Source organism: Caulobacter sp., assembly GCF_017744445.1.
Taxonomy (GTDB): domain Bacteria; phylum Pseudomonadota; class Alphaproteobacteria; order Caulobacterales; family Caulobacteraceae; genus Caulobacter.
This window is the reverse complement of the sequence record NZ_JAGIBH010000022.1, coordinates 18,768-41,049: the sequence shown is the minus strand read 5'-3', so window position 1 is coordinate 41,049 and position 22,282 is coordinate 18,768. Positions and strand designations below refer to the sequence as shown.

Annotated in this window: 18 protein-coding genes and 1 pseudogene; 12 read left to right on the top strand and 7 right to left on the bottom strand. The window is 67.3% G+C overall.

Going from position 1 to position 22,282, the window contains the following annotated elements:
• Window positions 1-212 (top strand): annotated as a pseudogene (locus tag J7528_RS22275) (dihydroxy-acid dehydratase); the annotation flags it as partial.
• A gap of 11 nt (window positions 213-223) precedes the next feature.
• Window positions 224-1,789, top strand: coding sequence for a glycoside hydrolase 43 family protein (locus J7528_RS22270; RefSeq protein ID WP_291879141.1), 1,566 nt, complete (start codon window positions 224-226; stop codon window positions 1,787-1,789).
• Here the strand turns inward: J7528_RS22270 and J7528_RS22265 are convergent, their stop codons facing one another.
• The 3 genes from J7528_RS22265 to J7528_RS22255 form a co-directional block, all read right to left on the bottom strand.
• Window positions 1,790-2,527, bottom strand: coding sequence for an FCD domain-containing protein (locus J7528_RS22265; RefSeq protein WP_291879139.1), 738 nt, complete (start codon window positions 2,525-2,527; stop codon window positions 1,790-1,792). It abuts the gene before it with no gap.
• 187 nt (window positions 2,528-2,714) lie between these two features.
• Window positions 2,715-4,310 carry an alpha-L-arabinofuranosidase C-terminal domain-containing protein gene (locus tag J7528_RS22260; protein WP_291879136.1) on the bottom strand — a complete coding sequence of 532 codons (1,596 nt, stop codon included), beginning with the start codon at window positions 4,308-4,310 and terminating at the stop codon, window positions 2,715-2,717.
• A gap of 11 nt (window positions 4,311-4,321) precedes the next feature.
• Window positions 4,322-6,031, bottom strand: a complete 1,710-nt coding sequence (locus J7528_RS22255; RefSeq protein WP_291879133.1) for a glycoside hydrolase family 43 protein — start codon at window positions 6,029-6,031, stop codon at window positions 4,322-4,324.
• 273 nt (window positions 6,032-6,304) lie between these two features.
• On the opposite strand from J7528_RS22255, the gene J7528_RS22250 reads away from it, so the two are divergent.
• Both J7528_RS22250 and J7528_RS22245 read left to right on the top strand, forming a co-directional pair.
• Window positions 6,305-8,647 (top strand): glycoside hydrolase family 95 protein, encoded by a 2,343-nt coding sequence (locus tag J7528_RS22250; protein WP_291879130.1) that lies wholly within the window; start codon window positions 6,305-6,307, stop codon window positions 8,645-8,647.
• Window positions 8,644-9,615 carry an alpha/beta hydrolase gene (locus J7528_RS22245; RefSeq protein WP_291879128.1) on the top strand — a complete coding sequence of 324 codons (972 nt, stop codon included), beginning with the start codon at window positions 8,644-8,646 and terminating at the stop codon, window positions 9,613-9,615. The genes J7528_RS22250 and J7528_RS22245 overlap by 4 nt, the downstream gene beginning before the upstream one ends.
• Before the next feature lie 188 nt (window positions 9,616-9,803).
• On the opposite strand, the gene J7528_RS22240 is transcribed toward J7528_RS22245, so the two are convergent.
• Together J7528_RS22240 and J7528_RS22235 are read right to left on the bottom strand one after the other, a co-directional pair.
• A complete protein-coding gene (locus J7528_RS22240) occupies window positions 9,804-10,313 on the bottom strand; it encodes a pyridoxamine 5'-phosphate oxidase family protein (protein ID WP_291879124.1) in 510 nt (169 codons plus the stop codon).
• Between the two features lie 63 nt (window positions 10,314-10,376).
• Complete coding sequence (locus J7528_RS22235; RefSeq protein WP_291879122.1) at window positions 10,377-13,706, bottom strand: DEAD/DEAH box helicase; 3,330 nt, start codon at window positions 13,704-13,706, stop codon at window positions 10,377-10,379.
• A gap of 232 nt (window positions 13,707-13,938) precedes the next feature.
• Here J7528_RS22235 and J7528_RS22230 point away from each other — a divergent pair, with 232 nt between their 5' ends.
• From J7528_RS22230 to J7528_RS22205, 6 genes are all read left to right on the top strand, one after another.
• Window positions 13,939-14,805: a DUF1206 domain-containing protein gene (locus J7528_RS22230; protein ID WP_291879119.1), complete on the top strand. Its 867-nt coding sequence runs from the start codon at window positions 13,939-13,941 to the stop codon at window positions 14,803-14,805.
• Entirely contained in the window at window positions 14,805-16,043 is a 1,239-nt protein-coding gene (locus J7528_RS22225; RefSeq protein ID WP_291879118.1) for a DUF2252 family protein, read from the top strand. The genes J7528_RS22230 and J7528_RS22225 overlap by 1 nt, the downstream gene beginning before the upstream one ends.
• A 125-nt stretch (window positions 16,044-16,168) precedes the next feature.
• Complete coding sequence (locus tag J7528_RS22220) at window positions 16,169-16,774, top strand: DUF4142 domain-containing protein (protein ID WP_291879115.1); 606 nt, start codon at window positions 16,169-16,171, stop codon at window positions 16,772-16,774.
• A gap of 27 nt (window positions 16,775-16,801) precedes the next feature.
• The gene (locus J7528_RS22215) at window positions 16,802-17,212 is read left to right on the top strand and encodes a DUF3597 domain-containing protein (RefSeq protein WP_291879113.1); all 411 of its coding nucleotides are present in this window, start codon (window positions 16,802-16,804) and stop codon (window positions 17,210-17,212) included.
• 105 nt (window positions 17,213-17,317) lie between these two features.
• On the top strand, window positions 17,318-19,462 hold the full coding sequence (locus J7528_RS22210; protein WP_291879110.1) for a catalase: 2,145 nt from the start codon (window positions 17,318-17,320) through the stop codon (window positions 19,460-19,462).
• 347 nt (window positions 19,463-19,809) lie between these two features.
• Entirely contained in the window at window positions 19,810-20,145 is a 336-nt protein-coding gene (locus J7528_RS22205) for a hypothetical protein (protein WP_291879107.1), read from the top strand.
• Window positions 20,146-20,158: 13 nt separating this feature from the next.
• Here the strand turns inward: J7528_RS22205 and J7528_RS22200 are convergent, their stop codons facing one another.
• Both J7528_RS22200 and J7528_RS22195 read right to left on the bottom strand, forming a co-directional pair.
• Window positions 20,159-20,752 (bottom strand): peptidase S14, encoded by a 594-nt coding sequence (locus J7528_RS22200; RefSeq protein ID WP_291879105.1) that lies wholly within the window; start codon window positions 20,750-20,752, stop codon window positions 20,159-20,161.
• On the bottom strand, window positions 20,749-20,997 hold the full coding sequence (locus J7528_RS22195; RefSeq protein ID WP_291879103.1) for a hypothetical protein: 249 nt from the start codon (window positions 20,995-20,997) through the stop codon (window positions 20,749-20,751). The genes J7528_RS22200 and J7528_RS22195 overlap by 4 nt, the downstream gene beginning before the upstream one ends.
• 151 nt (window positions 20,998-21,148) lie before the next feature.
• Between J7528_RS22195 and J7528_RS22190 the strand changes: the two genes are divergently transcribed.
• Both J7528_RS22190 and J7528_RS22185 read left to right on the top strand, forming a co-directional pair.
• Window positions 21,149-21,589: a hypothetical protein gene (locus J7528_RS22190; RefSeq protein ID WP_291879100.1), complete on the top strand. Its 441-nt coding sequence runs from the start codon at window positions 21,149-21,151 to the stop codon at window positions 21,587-21,589.
• Between the two features lie 74 nt (window positions 21,590-21,663).
• Window positions 21,664-22,251, top strand: a complete 588-nt coding sequence (locus tag J7528_RS22185) for an SRPBCC family protein (protein ID WP_291879098.1) — start codon at window positions 21,664-21,666, stop codon at window positions 22,249-22,251.
• Window positions 22,252-22,282: the final 31 nt, after the last annotated feature.

Here is a 22,282-nt window from a genome sequence, read left to right as displayed (position 1 = left end):
GCGTCGACGTGCTGGTCTCGCCCAGCGAGATCGTCGAGCGTCGCAAGGCGCTGGAGGCCGCCGGCGGCTTTGCCTATCCCGAAAGCCAGACGCCGTGGCAGGAAATGCAGCGCGCCGTCGTCGGCCAGATGGATACCGGCGCGGTGCTGGAGCCTGCCGTGAAGTACCAGCGTATCGCCCAGTCCAAGGGCCTGCCGCGCGATAATCACTAGGAGTAGGCGTCATGCGGAAGAGCCTGAACGCGCTGGGCGCGACCTTGCTGGGCCTGGCGGTTGTCGCCACGGCCACGGGCGCGTCCGCCCAGGTCTGGCGCTCGGATTCCGGACACGGGACCTACGCCAATCCGCCGCTGAACGCCGACTATCCCGACCCCGACATCATCCGGGTCGGCGAGGACTTCTACTTCGCCTCGACGACGTTCATGAACGCGCCGGGGCTGGTGATCCTGCACTCCAAGGATCTGGTGAACTGGGACATCGTCAGCCACGTCATGCCCCGGCTGACGGGCAGCCCGAAGTACGATCTGGCTGACGGCGGCGACTATCGGCACGGGGTCTATGCGCCCAGCCTGCGCTACCACAAGGGGCGTTTCTACATCGCCGTCACCCCGGTCGGCGGCAAGACGCGGATCTATTCGTCGGCCAAGATCACCGGCCCGTGGACCATGCGCGAACTGGACCGCGAGGCCTTCGATCCCGGCCTGTTCATCGACAAGGACGGCAAGGCCTATCTGGTCACCTCGATCGGCTCGGACGGCACGATCACGCTGCTGAGCCTGACCGACGACCTGTCGGCGGTGACCGACGCCAAGGTGGTCTATTTCAACAAGGGGGCCGAGGGCTCCAAGCTGATCCGGCGCGGCGACTGGTACTATCTGTTCAACGCCATTCCCTCGCGTCTGGCCCTGACCGTGTCGCGCGCCAAGAGTCTGACGGGACCGTGGGAGACCCGCCCGCAGATCGACGACAAGACCGGCGGCGGCCACCAGGGCGCGCTGGTGGATCTGCCCAATGGCGGGTGGTACGGCTTTGTCATGCTGGACGCCGGGGCCGTGGGCCGGGTGACCAATATCAGCCCGGTGTTCTGGCAGGATGACTGGCCGGTGTGGGGCACGCCGGAGGCGCCCAACCGCGTTCCCGACACCGCCGCCAAGCCGATCCTGGGGCAGCCCTTCAAGGAACCGCCCAGCTCCGACGACTTCTCCGGCCGCGTGCTGGGCCGTCAGTGGCAGTGGAACCACAATCCCGACGATACGCGCTGGTCGCTGACCGAGCGGCCGGGGTTCATGCGCCTGAAGGCGACGACAAGCGACGGGTTCTGGACCGCGCGCAACACGCTGGTTCAGAAGGGGCAGGGGCCTCGTAGTCGGGCCGTGGCCAAGCTCGATTTGCGCGGCCTGGCGGTCGGCGACGAATGCGGCCTGGGCACGTTCGGCAAGTTCTCCGGCCAGCTGGTGGTCACCCGCACGGCCGCTGGTCAGGGCCAGGTCAGCGCCCGGCTGATCGAGAGCACGACCGAGGGCCCCAAGACCCGATCGCAGTCGACGCCGCAATCGATCCCGTTGAAGGACCTCTGGCTGTCGGTGGCCATGGACTTCACCACCGACAAGAGCGCCCTGGGCTACAGCCTGGACGGCAAGACCTGGACCAAGATGCCGGACGATTTCCCGCTGAAGTTCGACTGGCGCACCGGCACCTTCCAGGGCGAGCAGTACGGCCTGTTCTGCTACAATCCCAAGGGCGGTCAGGGGCGGTTGGATATCGACAGCTTCACCCTGGACAAGCCGTAGCTACATCGACAGGCGCGTATCCTCCAGCGCCAGGTCGACCAGGGTCCGCATCGCCGCGGCGGCCGCGTCCGGATCGCCGGCGGCGATGGCGTCACAGACCTTGGCGTGATCGGGCACCGGATCGCGGGGCAGGGCGCGCGAGCGCTGCTTGAATTCGGTGGTCCAGCTGACCGCGGCGCTGATGCTGGCGCTCAGCGCGATCATCGCGTCGTTGTGGGTGGCGCGCAGCAGGGCGTCGTGGAACTCGCGGTCGGCCATGCGGCCCGCTTCCGTCGCCAGGGTGTGGCGCTTCATCTTGGCCAGGGCCTCGCGCATGGCCTTGATGTCGTCCTTGTCGCGACGCTCGGCGGCGAAGCGCGCGGCGGCTGGCTCGACCACAGCCCGCAGCTCGAAGATGTCGCGCACGAAGGCCACGTCCGGCTCGGCCGCGAAGGCCCAGGCCAGCACCGCCGGGTCCAGAATGTTCCAGCGGCTGCGCGGCAGCACCCGTGTGCCCGCCTTGGGGCGGCTTTCCACCAGGCCCTTGGCGGTCAGGACCTGGACGGCTTCACGATAGGCGCTGCGAGACACGTCCAACGCTTCGGCATTGGCGATCTCGCCGCTCAGCGTCTCGCCAGGCGCGATCTGGCCCGAGACGATCGCGGTGCCCAGGTAGTGGGCGACAGCGCCGCGCAGGCGTCGGCCAGACCCTCTCACCGATCGCGTGATCGGCTTGTCGTCTGGCTCGTCCGAAGGCATGGGCGTGCGATTCCTGGGTTGCGCGTGAATCTATAAGCGCAACCCAGCGAGTCTTGGCAAGTTGTCAGGCAATTTGCAGCGTCGGCGCCAATTGCTTGCGAGGCGTGTCTTCGTTGAAATCCGAAGATATTTTCAGTCCCATTGGCCGCGAGGGGGCAGGATCATGCCCACCTCGCGACATCTATGGTCAGACCTCAGGCTCAAGCTGAACAACCACCACCGACTTGGGCGGGATGTCCAGCACCAGGCCCTTGGCCGTGGTCCTGGCCGTATAGGGCTTGGGCGAAACCGTGTTGGGCGCCTCGAACGTGTTGAAGGCGTCGACGCGGGACGCGGTCAGCACCTGGCCCTTGGCGCTGGCGGTCTCGGCCCCGGCCAGCTTCGGCGCGATGGTCGCCGGCTTGACCGGATCCAGGTTGGTCACCGCCAGCCACAGCTTGCCATTGGTGTCGCGCACGGCCGTGGCGTCGATGCGCGGCAGCTTGACGTCGCCCTGCGTGTAGGTCCCGGCGTCGAAGCTGACCGGCACGAAGGTCGCATCCTGGAAGGGCAGATACATCTTGTAGACGTAGTAGGTCGGGGTCAGGACCATCTTGTCCTTGTCGGTCAGGATCATCGCCTGCAGCACATTGACCATCTGGGCGATGTTGGTCATCCGCACGCGGTCGGCGTGACGCGCGAAGATGTTCAGGTTCAGCGCCGCGACGATGGCGTCGCGCAGCGAGTTCTGCTGGACCAGGAAGCCGGGATCGGTGCCTTCCAGCGGCGCCAGCCAGACGCCCCATTCGTCGACGACCAGCGGCACCTTCTTGTCGGGATCATACTTGTCCATGATCGCCGAGTGCTTGGTGACTAGGTCGTCCATGCCCAGCGTTTCCTTCAGGAGCTTGGCGTAGGCGGTTTCGTCGAACTTGGTGCTGGAATAGGACGGCGGCCAGCCGCCCGTCGTGTAGGAGTGCAGCGACAGGCCTTCGATGTTCCAGGCCCAGTCGTGGCCCTTCTGGGCGGCCATCACCGCTTCGGTATAGGCCGGGTCGGCCTGGTTGGGACCCACGGCGATCCGCTGCATGGCCTCGGCGCCGGTCTGCTTGGGATTGTAGTTGCGGACGAAGCGGGCGTAGCGCTTCATCTCGTCGGCATAGTACTCGGGCCGCATGGCGCCGCCGCAGCTCCAGCTCTCGTTGCCGATGCCCAGATACTTGACCTTGTAGGGCGCGGGGTGGTCGTTGGCCGCGCGCTCCTTGCCGGCCGTCGTGTTTGGATCGGCGGTCATGTATTCGACCCACTCGGCCGCTTCTTGCACCGTGCCCGAGCCGACGTTCACCGAGACATAGGCCTCCGAGCCGATCTGGTCGACGAAGTCCATGAACTCGTCGGTGCCGAAGGTGTTGGGCTCGACCGCGCCGCCCCAGTTGGAGTTGATGGTCTTGCGGCGGCTGGCGATCGGGCCGATGCCGTGACGCCAGTGATACTCGTCGGCGAAGCAGCCGCCCGGCCAGCGGACGTTGGGCACCTTGATGGCCTTCAGCGCTTCGACCACGTCCTTGCGGATGCCGCGCGTGTTGGGGATGGGCGAGTCCTTGCCCACCCAGACGCCGCCATAGATCCCCGAGCCCAGGTGCTCGGCGAACTGGCCGAAGATGTTGCGGTCGATCTTCGCGCCCTTGGCGTCCGTATCGATCTGCACGGCGATCGGCGCATCGGCCTTGGTCTGGGCCAGGGCCGGCGCGGCCACGGTGAGCGCGAGCGCGCAGGCGGCCATCGGCCAGGTCATTCTGATCATGGCGTTTCCCCTTATTGAGCCTTGGCCGCGCCGCCATGGGCGTAGACGCCCATCAGCACGCCCACGAAGCCGCCCGCCGTCTTGGTCGAGAGAATCGAGCCGTCCTCGCCCGCCTTCAGCGTTTTCCACTGGCCGGCGGCGAGAGCGTACGAGAAGTCGTAGGCGCCGCCGCGGGCGGTGATCTTCAGCTGCACCGGCGCGCCGGCCTTCAGCGTCACCGGGGCGCTGGCGATCTTCACGCCATTCTCGGGATCTTTCGGACCGGCGCGACGCTCCAGCACGATCTCGTCCTGGCCGGCGGCGTTCCGTTCCAGGCCCAGGAAGAAGAAAAAGTCGTCGTTCTGCACGGCGACCATGCCGGCCTTGTCACCGGGCTTTGCGGGCGCGAAGCGCATCTCGGTCGAGGCGCTGGCGTTGATGTGCTGCTGGCGCCGGCCCCAGAACGACGGCTGGGTCATGCCGCCGATGGTCTCGGGGCGGGCGTTGAGGACCAGCTTGCCGCCCTCCAGTTTCCACCAGCGTTGCTGCGGGATGCGCATGGTCACCCAGCTGAGCGGCAGGGCCTTGCCGTCGAACTCTTCGCGCACCTTGAAGGCGCCCGACATCGGTGGCGGCTTGGGCGTCGTCGCCGGCAGGTCCGGCTTGGCGTGGACGTAGGGGATGGTCTTGCCGTTCTCCAGGATGACCGGCCAGCCGTCCTTCCATTCCACCGGCAGCAGGAAGGTCTCGCGGCCGGTGTTGTAGAGGTCGTCGCCATAAGGACGCACGGCCAGGAAGGTCGCCCACCACTTGCCGTCTGGCGTGTCGACCAGGTTGGCGTGGCCGGCCGAGGTGATCGGCAGCGGCCGGTCCTTGGGCAGACCGCGCTGGGTCAGGATCGGGTTGTGCTCATAGGGGACATACGGCCCCCAGCGGTCCTTGGATCGCAGGACCACCTGGCTGTGGCCTTCGGCGGTGCCGCCCTCGGCCGCGACCAGATAGTACCAGCCGTCCTTCTTGAGGATGTGCGGGCCTTCGGGCCAGATCGGCTTGGCGGCCGGATTGACGCCCTTGTCCAGCAGCAGCTTGCGCTCGCCGACGGTCTTCTGGGTCTTGAGGTCGTACTTGATCGCCCAGATGGCGCGGTGGCCCTGATACTCCGGCGGGCCGGGCGGCTCGCCGTTGAAGACGATCATGGCGCTGCCGTCGTCGTCGAAGAACAGATACGGATCGATGCCCTCGACCGCCGGCAGCCAGACGGGATCCGACCACGGACCCTTGGGATCCTTGGCCGTGATCAGGAAGTTGCCCTGGCAGTCGACGCAGGTGTTGAGGATGTAGAAGACCCCGTCGTGATGGCTCAGCGTGGGCGCGAACACGGCGCGCGACAGGCCCAGCTTGCCGAAGTCCAGCATGCCCGGACGGTCGATGGCGTTGCTGATCTGGTTCCAGGTCACGAGATCCGTGGAGTGGAAGACCGGCAGGCCGGGGAACCAGGCGAAGGTCGAGCTGACGAAGTAGAAGTCCTTGCCCACCCGCATGACCGCCGGGTCGGGATAGGTGCCCTTGAGGATCGGGTTGGCGTACTGGCCAGCGGTCGGCTTGAAAGCCGCGTCCGACGGATCGGCGCCTTCGTACTCGAACCAGTCGAAGGCGGCGTTGGGGGCGGGCGATTGGGCCTTGGCCTCGAGGGCGTGCGCCTGGCCGGCGCTGGCGGCGAGCAGCGCGAGGGCCGCCGCCATTCCATAGAGCGACTGTCGCGACCGATGGCCTGATGAAGCGTACGCGGACATGGCGTTTCCTATCTACCGGCTGCGGCTGACGCGCAGTCCTTATTATGTCTGGCTAGTTGCCGGCTCTGATTACCGTGCCGAGACGGCTTCGGGCACACCCTAGCGCGCGTGTTTTCTCAATGGTAGCGCTAACTTTCTGGAAAATATCGATAGACGGAACCGGCTTGTAAGGTAGCGGTTCGCTGTGCTTTTGTCGGAGTATTGTTGCCGTTTGAGAGCCCCATGACCCTGACGCGCCGTTCCACCCTTGCTGTTCTCGGCGCCGCCTCGGCCCTGACCGCCGCGCCCGCCCGCGCCCAGGTGAAGGCCGGCCCGCTGCGCCTCTGGTACCGCCAGCCGGCCAAGGAATGGGTCGAGGCCCTGCCGGTCGGCTCGGGCAAGCTGGGGGCGATGATCTTCGGCGGCGTCGCGGCCGAGCGGCTGCAACTGAACGAGGACACCCTGTGGGCCGGCGGTCCGTACGAGCCGATCAATCCGGAGGCTCATGCGGCCCTGCCGGAGATCCGCCGCCTGATCGACGCCGGCGAATACGCCAAGGCGACCGAGCTTGCCGGCGCCAAGTTCATGGGGACCCCCAAGCGCCAGATGTCGTACCAGACGATCGGCGATTTGAAGCTGGATTTTCCGGGCCTGGGCCAGGCCGGCGGCGACTATGTCCGCGACCTCGACATCGACGGCGCGATCGCCACGACCAGCTTTACGGCTGACGGGGTTCGCTATGTCCGCGAAGTGATCGGCAGCGCGCCCGACGGCGTCATCGCCGTGCGCCTGACCGCCAGCAAGAAGGGCGCGATCAGCGTCGACCTGTCGTTCGCCTCGCCGCTGAAGTCCAAGCCTGTCGCCTCGGTCGAGGGAAGCCAGCTGATCCTGGCCGGGACGAACGACAGCCAGGAGGGCATCCCGGCCAGGCTGACGTTCGAGTGTCGCGTCGACGTGCGCGCCAAGGGCGGCAGGGTGAGCGGGCAGGGTGATAAGCTGTCAGTGAAGGGCGCTGACGAGGTGCTCCTGCTGATCGCGGCCGCCACCAGCTACAGGCGCTACGACGACGTCTCGGGGAATCCCGTGGCGCTGAACAAGGCGACGCTGTCCAAACTCACGACCAAGCCGTGGGCCAAGATGCTGGCCGAGCATCAGGCCGACCACCGGGGCCTGTTCCGCCGCGTCGGCGTCGACTTTGGCCGCACCCGCGCCGACCTTTTGCCGACCGACCAGCGGATCAAGGCCTCGGAGACGACCGACGATCCGTCCCTGGCGGCGCTGTACTACCAGTATGGCCGCTACCTGCTGATCGCCAGCTCACGGCCCGGCAGCCAGCCGGCCAACCTGCAAGGCATCTGGAACGACAAGACCTCCGCGCCTTGGGAGAGCAAATACACGATCAACATCAACACCGAGATGAACTATTGGCCGGCCGAGCCGACCAGCCTGCCCGAGCTGGTCGAGCCGCTGATCAAGATGGTCGAGGGGCTGGCCGAGACCGGCGCGCGGATGGCCAAGGCCATGTACGGCGCGCGCGGCTGGGTCGTGCATCACAACACCGATCTCTGGCGGGCGACGGCGCCGATCGATGGCCCGCTCTGGGGCGTCTGGCCGACCGGCGGCGCGTGGCTCTGCAAGCACGTCTACGACCACTACGACTACAGCCGCGACAAGACCTATCTGGCCCGCGTCTACCCGCTGATGAAGGGCTCGGCGCGGTTCTTCCTCGACACCCTGGTGGTCGATCCCAAGTTCGGCGTGCTGGTCACCAATCCGTCGATCTCGCCTGAGAACGAACACGGCCATGGCTCGTCGCTCGTGGCGGGCCCGACCATGGACCAGGCGATCATCCGCGACCTGTTCGACAACTGCCTGAGGGCGGAAGCCATCCTGGGCGCCGACGACGCTTTCGTCGCCGAGCTGAAGACGGCCCGCGACAAGCTGGCCCCCTACAAGATCGGCAAGGAAGGCCAGCTGCAGGAGTGGCAGGAGGACTGGGACGCCGACGCCAAGGAGTCCCAGCACCGCCACGTCTCGCACCTTTATGGGCTTTTCCCGTCGGATCAGATCTCGATCGACACGACGCCCAAGCTGGCGGCCGCGGCCAAGGTCACTCTACTGAAGCGTGGCGACATGACGACCGGCTGGGCCATCGCCTGGCGTCTGAACCTCTGGGCGCGTCTGGGCGACGGCGACCACGCCCACGCGGTTCTGCGGTTGCTGCTCGGTCCCGAGCGCACCTATCCGAACATGTTCGACGCCCACCCGCCGTTCCAGATCGACGGCAATTTCGGCGGGACCTCGGGCATGACCGAGATGGTCCTGCAAAGCCGCAACGACCGCATCTACCTGCTGCCGGCCCTGCCGTCGGCCTGGCCGACGGGTCACATCACGGGCCTGCGGGCGCGAGGCGCGGTCGGCGTCGATGTCCGCTGGGCGGGCGGCAAGCTGACCGAGGCGGTGTTGACCGCCAAGGCCGATGGCGAGCACACCGTGGTCCATGCCGGCTCGACGTTGAAAGTGATGCTGAAAAAGGGCCAGAGCGCTCGCCTCGTGGTGCGCAACGGCGCCCTGGTGCGCGCATGAGCCCGTCGCGACGCCATCTGCTGCAGTCGGCCCTGGCCCTGGGCGGCGTCTCGGCGCTCGGGCTGGGCAAGGCCCAGGCCCGGCAAGGTCCGGGCGAGATCATTCCGCTATGGCCGAGCACGCCGGCCGGCGCTCTGCATCCGCAGATGCCGGAAGTCATCGAGCAGACCTCGACGACGCCCGGCTACAGCAGCCGTCGCCGGAAGGGCATTCTCACACCGCATATGGTCGCCCGCCCGGCGGCCTCGCCCAATGGCGCGGCCATGCTGATCATCCCAGGCGGGGGCTTTGGCTGGAACTATTTCGAGCACGAGGGCTATTACGTCGCCGACGTGCTGAACCGGGCCGGCATCAGCTGCTTCGTCCTGTTCTATCGCCTGGCCAACGACGGGTGGGCGGATCCGGCCAGCGTTGGTCCGGCCGACGCCCAGCGCGCCCTGCGCCTCATCCGAGCTCGGTCCCAGCGCTTTGGCGTTGATCCCGCGCGCGTGGGCGTCATGGGCTTCAGCGCCGGCGGCTTTCTGGCCGCGACCCTGGCGATCCGGCATGGGGCGCGGTTCTATGCGCCGGTCGACGCGGCCGATCAGCTCAGCGCGAGGCCCTTGGTGGCCGCGCCGATCTATCCCGTGCAGTCCGTCGATCCCGCCTACGCCTATGTGGGCGTCGCTCCGTCACTGTTCGGCGGTCCGCCGTCGCCGGCCCAGATCCGCGAATGGTCGCCGGACCTGAACGTCACGCCGCAGGCCGCGCCGACCTTCCTGGCTCACGCCGAGGACGACACCCTGGTGCCGGTCGCCAATACGACGCGGCTGCGCGAGGCGCTGCTGGCCGCCAAGGTTCCAGTCGAAACCCATCTCTTCGCGCACGGGGGTCACGGTTTTGGCGTCGGCGCCGAGCCTGGCCGCCCCGACGGTCCGTGGCTGCCGTTGTTCGTCGACTTCGCGCGCCGGGAAAAGCTGTTGCGCTGAACGGCAAGGCCTCTTGGCGCGCCTGGCTCATGAAGGTCGCGTTCCTGGCGGCGCGCTAACGGCAGCTCATGACTCTTCGCTGATCTTGGGAAGGTCTGTTCGCGGTAAGCCGAGACACACAGATGCGGCGTTGGCCGACGTCAATGTTCTGCGCCGACGGGCATCGGCGCAGAACATTGAAATGGTCCCTAGAGCGTCACCTTGGCGTTGTCGCCCATTTCCGGCGCGGCGCCGGTGACCGCCGCCACGACCATTTTCACCAACGCCACGGCCTTGCCGGGGCTGTCCCAGAGTTCGCCGTTCTCGGGTGCGAAGGTCAGAAGCCGGATCGACGGGTCGGTATCGTCCTCCCACCAGGCCTCGTCGAACTTGGTCCAGAGCTGCTTGATCTTGGCGCGGTCGTTGCTGATCCGCGCCCTGCCCGCCATCAGCACGTACTTGTAGTTCCCGTTGTCGGCCCAGGCGCACGAGACGCTGGGGAAGTGCTCGACCTGTCCATTCTTGTCGCCCTCGACGTCGACCAGGAAGTAGATGGCGTGCTCGTCGCGCCGCACGCGCGCCGACAGCGGACGGGCGTGCTGCTGCTCGCCATCCCAGGTCGTGAACATGCAGATATCGATCTTCTCTGCCAGCTCCCAGATGCGGTCCTGTACCTCTTGCGGCGACATGGGGTTGTCGTCGGTGCGTTCCTTGGCCATCGCCGCGTCCTCATTCGGTTGGGATTTCAGAACGCCTCGAATGGCGGGGCGTTGCCGGAGGCTCTAGGCGAGCGCCGACAGCAGGCTCTGGACCAGGTCTCGGCGCTCCGCATCGGTCTCGGTGGCGACACCGACAACGATCTTGCCATCGCCTGTAGAGAGTTTGCCGCCCCACCTGGACAAGGCCTTCTCGGCGACGGGAATGGCCGCGGCCGGCATGGCTAGCGACACGCCCTTGGGACCGGCCCGGAGCTGGCGCACGCCCGCCGCTCTGGCCAGGCGTTGGAGTCGGGCCTGGTCGAGCAGGTCGGTGAGCTGCGCGGGAAGGCTTCCGAAGCGATCCTCCAGTTCCTCCTCGAAGGCGTCGATGTCGCCGGAACCGTCGAACCGGGCCAGCCGACCATAGAGGTTGATCCGGGTCACCGCGTCGGGAACGTAGTCGACGGGGATCGCACCGGGATCGCCCAGGCTGATATCAGGCGTCCAGTCGGCGACATCCGCCTCGCCGCGCGCCACTTGAACCGCCCGTGTCAACAGTCGCTGATAGAGACCCGCGCCGATCATCCGCACGTGCCCGGCTTGATCCTCGCCCACCAGATCGCCGCCGCCGCGCAGATCAAGGTCGCGCGCGCTGATCGCCAGTCCCGAACCCAGCCGATCGAACGCCTCCAAGGTGGAAAGCCGCGCCCGCGTGGCGTCGGAGAGATCGTCCTGCGGGTCCGAGAGCAGATAGGCCACACCCTGGATGCGGCCCCGGCCAACCCGACCGCGCAGTTGGTGCAGTTGCGAGAGACCGAAGCGGTCGGGTCGCCAGACGATCATGGTATTGGCGCGCGGCACGTCGAGGCCGCTTTCGATGATGTTGGTCGCCAGCAGCACGTCACCATCGCCATCGGCGAACCAGACCATGACAGCATCGGCTTCGTCGGCGGAAAGACCGCCATGCGCCACACGGACCTGCAGTTCCGGAACGAGCTTGGCCAGTTGCTCGGCGATCGGCGCGATGTCTTCGATGCGCGGCACGACCAGGAAGCTCTGACCGCCGCGTCGTTTCTCGCGCAGCAGGGCCGTGCGGACACTGGCCGCATCGAACGGCGCCAAGAAGGTGCGGATCGGCCGACGGCGGGCCGGCGGGCTGGCGATCACCGAAACGTCCTGCACGCCGACCATCGCCGCCTGCAGAGTGCGCGGGATCGGGGTGGCGGTCAGGGTCAGGAGGTGGCCGTCGTCTGGAAGGGCGCGCAATTGGCCCTTTAGCGCCGCGCCAAACTTCTGCTCCTCATCGATGATCATCAGGCCGAGGTTGTCGAAGGCTACGTCCTTGCCGCCCAGGGCCTGCGTGCCGATAACAATGCGGACTTCGCCGCTCTCCAGGCCTTGCTTAACCGCCTTGGCTTCTCCTGGCGTGACCAAGCGTGACAGATGCGCCACGCCGACCCCTGTGCCGGCGAAGCGGCGCTTGAAGGTCTCGACATGTTGGCGGGCCAGCACCGTGGTCGGGGCGGCCACAGCCACCTGACGGCCGCTCAGGGCCACGGCTGCCGCCGCGCGCAAGGCCACTTCGGTCTTGCCGAAACCGACGTCGCCGCACACCAGCCGATCCATCGGCCGGCCCGAGGCGAGGTCGGCCAGCACCGCGTCGATCGCGACGGATTGGTCGGGGGTCTCGGGATAGGCAAAGCGGGCGGCGAACTTGGCATAGGCGGCCTTGGGCGGGACGATAGGCGCGCACTGGCGTTCCTGTCGGGCTTTGGCCAGGGCCACCAGCTGTTCGGCGGCCGTCTCGAGATGGCGATGGACCTCGGCCCGACGCTTGGCCCAGCCGTCTCCCTTGAGCCGATCGAGGGTCACCGCGCTTTCCTCGGCCCCGTAGCGCCAGATCCGGCCGATCTCCTCGACAGGCGCCTGCAGGATGTCGCCGCCGTAGTATTCGAGCTGCAGAGTGTCGCGACCGACTCCGTCGATCTCGATGCGGGCCAGCTCGCGCAGTACGCCGACCCCGTGGTCCTCGTGCAGGACGACGTCGCCAGGGCGCAGGTCCGGTTCAGCCAGCAGGTCCTCGACATTGGTGGCGCCGCGCGCCGCTGTCCGGCCGCCAGCGACGTCACTGGCGGCGATGACCACGAGATCGTTGGCGATCTCGACAAAGCCGGTATCGAGATCCAGCTCGACGCTGACCACCGCGCCGCGCTCCGCCGACAACGCCGCCGACCAGTCCGAGATCGGCTGAGGCCTGAGATCCAGACCCCGGGCGAGGGCCCTGGCCAGTGGCCGAAGCTCTTGGCGAAGCCCGGTCAGCACGACACGGCGATGGGCCTGGCGATGGCTGTCGACCAAATCGCAAAATGCCCGCCCGGGATTGCGCTGCAGCGCCAGATTGCTGACGGGCGCGAAACCCTTGAGGTCTAAGCGGGCGTTCGACCATGCGGCCAATTCGGCCTTGAGCGCTGGACCGAGCACGTTGAGCGCGTCCGGCGATGTCGGCTCCTGGCCGCCGCCACCCAGGCTTTTTCGCGCCTCGAAGGCGTCCAGCACGTGTTCCTCGACCTCGGCCAACCGGGCCAAGGCCTTCGCGTCGGTCGACAGGCGCGCCTTGGGCAAGAGATCGAACAGCGAGACCAGCGCGCCGTAGTGCTGCGCCATCGAATGTTCAGCGCCTGACGCGCGGTCCGGCAGGGCGCCGTCCGGTCCCGGCGAGAGGATCAATTCGCTGGCCGGCCCCAGATGCAGGATCTCGATCTCGCCTTCTGACCGCTGGGTGAGAGGATCATAAGTCCGCATCTCGGCGATGCGGTCCTGGTCGACCACGATCCGCACGGGACGGGCCGCGTCGGCGGGAAAGACGTCGATGACCTCACCCAGGAAGGCGATCTCGCCGGGCTCGTCGATCCGGTCGTCGATCACATAGCCGGCCGCAGCGGCGAAGTCGGCGAGGGCCTGGCGATCGACGGTCTGGCCACACTCCAGGTCGAGGAAAGCGGCCGTAAACGTCTCACGCGGCGGCAACTTTTGCACGAGTGCTTCTGGCGAGGTGATTAGGACACGTCCTCGTCCACCGTCGTTCAATCGCTGCAGCACCCGCATGCGCCGACCCATGACGTCACGCGACGGCGAGGCGCGGTCGTAGGGCAGGCAGTCCCATGGCGGCAGGACCAAGACCTCGAGCGCGGGCGCAAAGCCCGCCAGCGCCCGCCCGATCTCCTCGGCCCGTCGCTCACTCGAGGCTAAGTGGACGAGCGGGGCGCCGCGCCCGGCGCCGATCTTGCGGGACAGCGCCAGGGCCGTGGCCGAGGCCGGCGTCTGGACGCTGGCTGCCTTCGCCTCGCGGTGCGGCCGCGCGCCCGGCGCCAGGGTCTCGCCGACGGTGGGGGTCAGGCCGGCGGTCTCGGACATGTGAAAGCTCTTCGAACAACAGACACTCGCCCAGCCGCGAGCAGGGCCAGAACACCCGATGATCAGGGAAGTTGCAGGCGCGCCGGGGGCAAGCCCGCGCAGGGACGATCGGCGCGTTTCCAGCAATCTTTTGAAACAAGTGAGTGGGGCGGCGGGAACGCCGATGACCAGGGCGCCGTTGACCTTGCCCGACGGCAGCGCTTGGCCGCCGCGGATTTCATGAGGGCTGGACGTGGGGCGCAGCAGGGCCGTGCTGGCAGGACTGAAGATACCGCGTTGGGCGAGGCGTTTCGATCTGGCGCGGTCGCTGGAGTGGGCCTCGCGCCTGGGCTACGCGGCGCGCGGGGTGGTCTATCTTGGTCTCGGCGCGATCGTCTTGCTGGCCGCCGCGGACGTGCTGCCCAAGGCGCGCGGGGCCAAGGCGATGCTGGCGGCCTGGGCCGATTGGTCTCTTGGCCTCGTCATCGTGGCGCTGGTCGCGGTCGGTCTCCTGGGGTTCGCGGCCTGGCGGGCATTGCAAGCCGTGTTCGACGCCGACCGCCACGGGACCTCGCTCAAGGGCATCGCCATCCGGATTGGCCAGGCCATCAGCGGACTGATCTATGGCGGTCTTGGCCTCTGGGCGCTGGAGTTGCTCGACGAGGTCGAGGATGTCGGCGAGGCGGACGAGGAACAGGCCGCCCATGGCGCGGCGGCGACCATCCTGGCCTTGCCATACGGCGACCTCCTGCTGATGCTGGCCGGCGCGACGCTGGTCGGGGTCGGGGTCGGCAATGTCATCCAAGGCCTGAAGCAGGACTTCGCCAAGCGGTTGTCGTGCGATGACAAGGTCTGTCGCTGGGTCGTGCCAATGGCCAAGATCGGCTACGCGGCCCGAGGGCTGGCGACCGTGCCGGCGGGCGTCTTCCTGATCGAAGCGGGCCTTGATGCACGCAGCAGCGACGCGCGCAGCTGGGGCGGAGCGCTGCAAGCGGTCGAGGCCCAGCCGTTCGGATCGGGGGTGCTGGCGCTGCTCGCCATGGGGCTGGTCGCCTTCGGGCTGTTCGGTTTCGTCGAGGCGGCCTTCCGACATATTCGTCCGGCCGAGGCGCTGCCCTGATGGCCAAGGATCGTATCGACCGCGCCAAAGGCGCCGCGCGCGAAGCCTTGGCGGCGCGGCCCGCCCAGCGCGGACCCGTGCTCGTGCGCACGCGTAATCTCAAGATGGCGCGTTCGGCCCACGCTTATGTGCGCGGCTCCACCGTCAAGTTCTACGAATGGCTTGAGAGTCGGCAAAAGACCCTGCCCAGCGGGCCGCCGGTCTGGATCTGTGGCGACTGCCATCTGGGCAATCTTGGCCCCCTGGCCAACGCGCGAGGTGAGGTCGACATCCAGATCCGCGACCTCGACCAGACCGTGATCGGCAATCCAGCCCACGATCTGGTCCGGCTGGGTCTTTCACTGGCCTCGGCCGCGCGTGGCTCGGACCTGCCCGGCGTCATCACCGCCCAGATGCTGGAGGCGATGGTCGAAGGTTATGAGGACGCGCTTGCTGGCGATTTCGATATCGAAGCGCCGCACCCGCCGATGATCGGCGCGGTCGTGCGCGAGGCCGAGCGGCGGACCTGGAAACACCTGGCCGGCGAGCGCCTGCGCGGCGCGCGGCCCGAGATTCCGATCGGCCGGCGCTTCTGGCCGATCACCCGCACCGAACGCCACGAGATCGAGGCGATCTGCCAGAGCGACGCCGTGCGCGATCTTGTCACCAGCCTCAAATCGCGACGTCGTAGCGATGAGATACGCGTCCTGGACGCCGCCTATTGGGTCAAGGGCTGCAGTTCGCTGGGGCGTCTGCGCTTTGCGGTGCTGCTGGAGGTCGATGGCGGGGAGGGGGCGCCCGACATCTGCTTCCTCGACATCAAGGAGGCGATCAAGGCCGCCGCGCCGCGCGAGCCCAAGGCCGCCATGCCGCGCGATAACGCCGAGCGGGTGGTGGCCGGGGCGCTGGCCCTGTCGCCTAATCTTGGACAGCGCATGGCGGCGGGGCGCCTGTTGGACAAGGCCGTCTTCGTGCGCGAACTGATGCCGCAGGACATGAAGCTGGAGATCGTCGGCTTGTCGCCAGCCGAGGCGATGGACGCGGCCAAATCCCTGGCCCGGGTCGTGGGGCACGCCCATGGGCGGCAGATGGACGGAGCCGATCGCAAGGCTTGGATCGCCCACCTGGCCCGTAACAGGTCGGGGGCGCTCGACGCACCGTCGTGGCTTTGGTCGAGCGTGGTGGACCTGACCGCCGTCCACGAGGCCGCCTATCTCGAACACTGCCGCCGCTACGCCTTGGGCCTCGCGCAAAACTGACCGTGAGCAATGATTGGTCGAGGCATGGCTGGTGGCTAGGACGGTTGCGCTTAAGGCACGGCGCGGAACGTCGCGGGTGTCGCGTCGTTCAGAGGGTCTCTCAAATTCCTGGAGACGCCTGACCGATGGTTCGACACACCCTGCTGGCCGCCGCCGCCCTGACGGCCCTGTCTCTCGCCGCTTGCCAGAAGAAGGACGCCGCGCCCGCGCCGGTCGATCCAGGCACGTCCAACGCCGCGGTCAACGCCGCCCAGGACGCGACCGGGGCGGCCGTGGGGACCGCCGCGGCCGTTACCGGTCCGATGTCGACCGACGCCTTCGTGACCAACGCCGCGATCAGCGACATGTACGAGATCCAGGCTGGTCAGATCGCTCAGGCTCGGGGTCAGACGCAGGCGGTAAAGGACTTCGGCAAGCAGATGGTCGTGGACCACACGGCCCTGTCCAACGCCATGAAGCCGCTGGTCGTGGCCGCCGGCAAGACCGCGCCGACGGGTCTGGACGAGCGCCGCAAGGGGATGATTGACAATCTGAACGCCGCCGCGCCGGCCGACTTCGACAAGGTCTATCTGACCCAGCAGGAGGCCGCCCACAACGAGGCCCTGACCCTGATGCAGGGTTACGCCGATCACGGCGACGACGCCGGCCTGAAGGGCGGCGCGGCCAAGGCCCTGCCCAAGATCAAGGCGCACCTGGACCATGTCCAAGGCCTGGCGTCGGGCGCTCACTAACCCCCATTGGATAGAAGGAGCGGCCACATGGGTCTGTTTTCCAAGATTGTCGACAAGATCTTCCATCACGACAAGGCCGCGCCCAGCGGTGCGGCCCCGGCGCTAGCGCCCACGCCTTCGGCGGCGCCGGTAACGCCCGCCGCCGCGCTGACGCCCACCGCTCCGGTCGCGCCCGCCGCGCCGGTCGATGTTGAGGCCGTACTGACCTCCATGGCCGAGATCGAGGGCGGCGGCGGTAACTGGCGCACCTCGATCGTCGACCTGCTGAAGTTGCTGAAGCTCGATTCGAGCCTGGAGGCTCGCAAGGCGCTGGCCGATGAGCTCGGCGTCCACGCCGGCGAGGCTGGCAGCGCCGAGCAGAACATCGCCCTGCACAAGGCCGTCATGAAGAAGCTCGCCGACAACGGTGGCCAGGTCCCCGAAAGCCTCTACCGATAAGGTGTGCGGGCCGGCGCCCACAGCCGGCCCGCCCATCATAGGACAGGCGCGGCAACCGCAGGGCCGGCCTCTGGTTGAAGTCCCGCCAATTCGTGGAGGGAAATGATGGCCGGCACTTTGGGCAAGGACCTGGGCGCGATCTCGAACGCGCAGACTTTCGAAAATAGGCCGGGCGCGGCCGGCGAAACCCATCAGATCGCGCCGGACGGCGGCGAGGTGTTGACCACCTCCCAGGGCGTGCCGGTCGCCGACGACCAGAACACGCTGCGGGCGGGCGATAGGGGGCCGGCGCTACTCGAAGACTTCCATTTCCGCGAGAAGATCTTCCACTTCGATCATGAGCGCATTCCCGAGCGCGTTGTCCATGCCCGTGGCTACGGCGTCCATGGCGTCTTCACGCTGAATGAGTCCCTGGCCGAATACACGACCGCCAAGGTCCTGACCGAGGTCGGCGAGCAGACGCCGATGTTCGTGCGCTTCTCGACCGTGGCCGGCGCCAAGGGCTCGTTCGACCTGGCCCGCGACGTGCGCGGCTTCGCCGCCAAGTTCTACACCAAGGAAGGCAACTGGGACCTCGTCGGCAACAACATCCCGGTGTTCTTCATCCAGGACGCCATCAAATTCCCCGATCTCGTCCACGCCGCCAAGCCGGCCCCGGACCGTGAGTTCCCGCAGGCCCAGACCGCCCATGACAACTTCTGGGACTTCATCACTCTGACCCCGGAGTCGATGCACATGATCATGTGGACCATGTCCGACCGGGCGATCCCGCGCGGCTTCCGGTTCATGGAAGGCTTCGGCGTCCACACTTTCCGCCTGATCAACGCCCAGGGCGCCAGCACCTTCGTCAAGTTCCACTTCAAGCCCCGCCTGGGCCTGCAGTCGGTGATGTGGAACGAGGCGGTGAAGATCAACGGCGCCGACCCCGACTATCACCGCCGCGACCTGTGGGACGCCATCGACCTGGGCAATCCGCCCGTGTGGGACCTGGGCGTGCAGCTGTTCGACGACGCCTTCGCCGAGCGGTTCGAGTTCGACGTGCTGGATCCGACCAAGATCATCCCGGAAGAGCAGATCCCGGTCCGGATCATCGGCAGCTTCGCGCTGGATCGTCGGGTCGACAACTTCTTCGCCGAGACCGAGCAGGTCGCCTTCTGCACCCAGAACGTCGTGCCAGGCATCGGCTTCTCGAACGATCCGCTGCTGCAGGGGCGGAACTTCTCGTACCTGGATACTCAGCTGAAGCGCCTGGGCGGGCCGAACTTCACCCACATCCCGATCAATGCGCCGCGCTGTCCGATGCATCACTTCCAGCAGGACGGCCACATGGCCATGCGTAATCCGACAGGACGCGTGAACTACGAGCCCAATACCTGGGGCGGGCCGCGCGAGAGCCCGACCACCGGCTACAAGCACTTCGCCGAGCCGGTCAGCGGAGAGAAGCGCCAGCTGCGCCCGGAGTCGTTCGGCGACCACTACAGCCAGGCCCGGCAGTTCCTCATCAGCCAGGCTCCGATCGAGCAGAAGCACATCGGCGACGCCCTGGTGTTCGAACTCTCCAAGTGCGAGCGAGTCGATATTCGCCAGCGCATGGTCGCCCACCTGCTCAACATCGACGAGGCCCTGGCCAAGGCCGTGGCCACGGGCTTGGGCATGAAGACGCTGCCTGAGCCCGCGCCAGCCAAGCAGCCGACACGCATGGACCTGCCGCCGTCGGACGCCCTTAGTATCGTCAAGCGCATCACCGGAACGTTCGAGGGTCGCAAGCTCGGCATCCTGGTGACCGACGGCGCGCCAGCGGCCCTGGTCGCGGCGTTGATCGACCGGGTCAAGGCGCTCAAAGCAGTCTACGAGATTGTCGCGCCTCACATCGCCGGAGCCGAACTCGACGACGGCACGATGGTCGAGGCCAAGCAGAAGATCGATGGCGGTCCTTCGGTGCTCTACGACGCTGTGGCCCTGGTGGTGTCCGAAGCTGGCGCCAAGAAACTGGCGAAGGACAAGACGGCGCTCGACTTCGTCAACGACGCCTTCGCTCACGGCAAGTTCATCGGCCATACGGCCGCGGCCAAGGTCCTGTTCCAGAAGGCCGGGATCGAACAGGGCGACGAAGGCGTGATCCTGCTGGAGACCGCCGACGACGTCCCCGAGTTCCTGCTGGCGTGCGGCCAACTGCGGCAGTGGGATCGCGAGATCAAGAACGATCTCGACGCCGAGGCCTTCATGGAAGCGCAGGACGTCACCTACTGACCGACCTGGAAGCGCCCTATCTCGTGGAGATGGGGCGCGACCGGCCGCCGGTCCCCCACCAGGCGGCCGGAACGGCCAGGTCGCCTCACGACAGGCGCCAAGGTCGATGCGCTCCTACGGAGACTTGAGAAATGGGCGTTTCTGGCACCGGTTCCCGGCTCCAACCTATGCGGCAGGCCAGTGGAAGATCGTGGCGAGCAGGTCAATCGCTCTGCGTGAACATAATGAGAACTTTCCGCTTGCGCGAGAACACGAGACGCGCTGAAACCGTGAGGATTGCGACGCCGCGTCGCAGACGACGGACGCGGCGAAACGGTCCATCGTCGCATCAGTGGGGAGTGCTTAGCGTGTCGCGTATCGAGGGTGAGTTCCTGACCTTGGCGCTGGAAATCGGCCTGGCCGAGACCATCGCCGAAACCCTTCGCGGCATCGACAGGTCGATCGCCGAGCTGCCGTCCAAGGACGGCGCTGTCCGTTATCGTCGGCGCCTGGAGGAGCAACGTGTGGCCCTGCGGAACCCGAGCTTGCGCACCAGCGCCGCGCTAGTGGTCTCGATGTGCGCCAAGGACACGTCGCTGACGCCCAGGATCCGCCGGGCCTTCGCCAACCTCGCCGAGCGTCATCCGGAGCTGGCGTGGTTCTACGCGCAGTTGCCGGAAGAGGCCTTGCGGCGCGCGGGCTAAGGCTGGCGTTTGCTCAGATGACGGCGCGGATCAGGCCTAGCTGGCGAGCTTCTTCAGCCTCGATGTACCAGTTCTCCGGCGCGCGCTCGAGCACGGTGGCCATGTCGACCGACGAGCCGGCGACCAGATTGGCGAAGCCTTCGTTCTGGATGGCGATCGAGTGTTCGATCTCGTGCAGCACGGCCTTGACCGAGGCCACGCACGAGGTAAGGGGGCCGTTGAGATCCAGGGTCTTGGCCAGCTTGCGCTCGTGGATCATCAGGCGCGTGCCGCGCGTCAGGTAGCGGTTGGCCGTGGCGAAGAAGCTCATGAAGGTCGCGCCCGCCGAATAGATCGCCGCCTTGCCCAGGAAGACGAACCGGCGCTGGGGCGTGATCTCGCTGTGGAAGCGCACATCCTCGCCCATCATCCGCGCCACCTCCGGATCGCCGCCCAGCGTGGAGAGCTCGACGATGACCAAGTCATCACGCGCAGTCGCGAGCTGATCGCGGAAGTGGGCGTACATGCCGTAGTCGACGGGGCCGGCGAGGAGGATCCGCGGGCCGGCGAAAGCGGCCGGCGGCAGGGTCAGGCCGTCGTCGAAAATGGGCGCCGATCCATCGCTCATGCGGCGACCTCGTGGGCGGGCGGGGCCGCTGGCGCATAGACCTCGGCATGCCAGCGTCCGACCAGAGCGCCCTCGGCGTCCAGCAGCAGGATCTCGCTGTCGTGGCCCTTGACGCTGGCGTGTGCGGCCAGCCATCGCGCGCGCCGTTCGGCTGCGGCGAAGCTCGTGAACAGCGCCATCCTCATCTCGTCCTGCAGCTGAACGCGCCAGCCGTCTACGCTGGGAAAGACAAGATAGGTGTACATGACGGACGGCTCCATTCGGATCGGCGAGCAGCAACGGTCTCCGTTGGCTACGGGTTCCTTGGGGCGCCGTAAGTCAACCCGGATCGGGTCTCGGGCGTTTCGCGCGTTTAAGGCGGATCCGCGTCGCAGGGGCGCGGACAGGGAGATGCCTATGTTCGAGACACCGTCATCCGATCCGTCCCAGGCCGCGCCGGTTCCTGCTCCGGAAGCGCCGGAGGGCGCCGATCTTCTGATCCGCGGCCAGCCGCACGACGAGGCGTTCTGGGACCGCCATCCGGATGTCGAGCGCTACAAGGTGGCGATGAAGGCGGGCCAGGCCGACGTTCAAGACTGGGATGTCCTCATCTGGCTTAAGCCCGAAGCCAGCTGGGCCGCGGCGAGCCCTGAGCCCAAGCACGACATTCCCGAACGCCCCGCCGACGCGACCTTCGTCGTCCACGCCGCGCACGATCTGGACTTCTTCAGTCGCCATCCCGACCTGGCCGCCTGGCGCGTCGCCTTGAGCCTCAATGAAGACGGCCCTGGCGCGGTCCACACCGTTGAAGTCTGGCTCAAGTCCGATGATGCGGGAAATTCTCATTTGATGGCCTGAGACGCGCGAGAACTTGGCCCTAGGAACGCACCGGGCGCCGACCGGTTGATCTCCCGAACCCCTGGAGATCGACGATGTCTGAAGAGACGATCGCTCGCGCGCTGGAAAGCGACGCGCCGCTAGCCGCCGCTGTGCATCAACGTGATGTGGGTCATGAGATCGCGGAGGAGCGAGGGTGGCATGAAGCCGCCCTCGTGGGCCGCACCGTGACCATCAATCGTCCGCGCGCCGAGCTCTACGCCTTCTGGCGCGACTCCCGAAATCTCTCGACCTTCATGGAGAACGTCGAGAGCGTCACGCCTGGCGACGACCAGCGCTCGCACTGGGTGGTCAAGGCGCCGGCCGGGCGCACCGTCGAGTGGGACAGCGTCCTGACCGAAGAAGTCGAGAACGAACTGCTGGCCTGGGAGTCGGCCCCCGGCGCCGACATCAAGAACGCCGGCCGCATCGAGTTTCGCGACGGGCCGCCCGGGCGCGGCACGGAGGTCACCGCCACCATCGTCTACGAGCCCCCGGGCGGGGACCTGGGCAAGCTGATCGCCAAGCTGTTCCAGAAGGAGCCGAAGATCCAGGCGCGCCGCGAGCTGCGCCGCTTCAAGCAGCTGATGGAGACCGGCGAGATCTCCACCGCCAAAACCCCCGAAGCCGCGCCGCAAGGCTGATCCCGCAACATCCTCAAGAACTGGAGAGCGC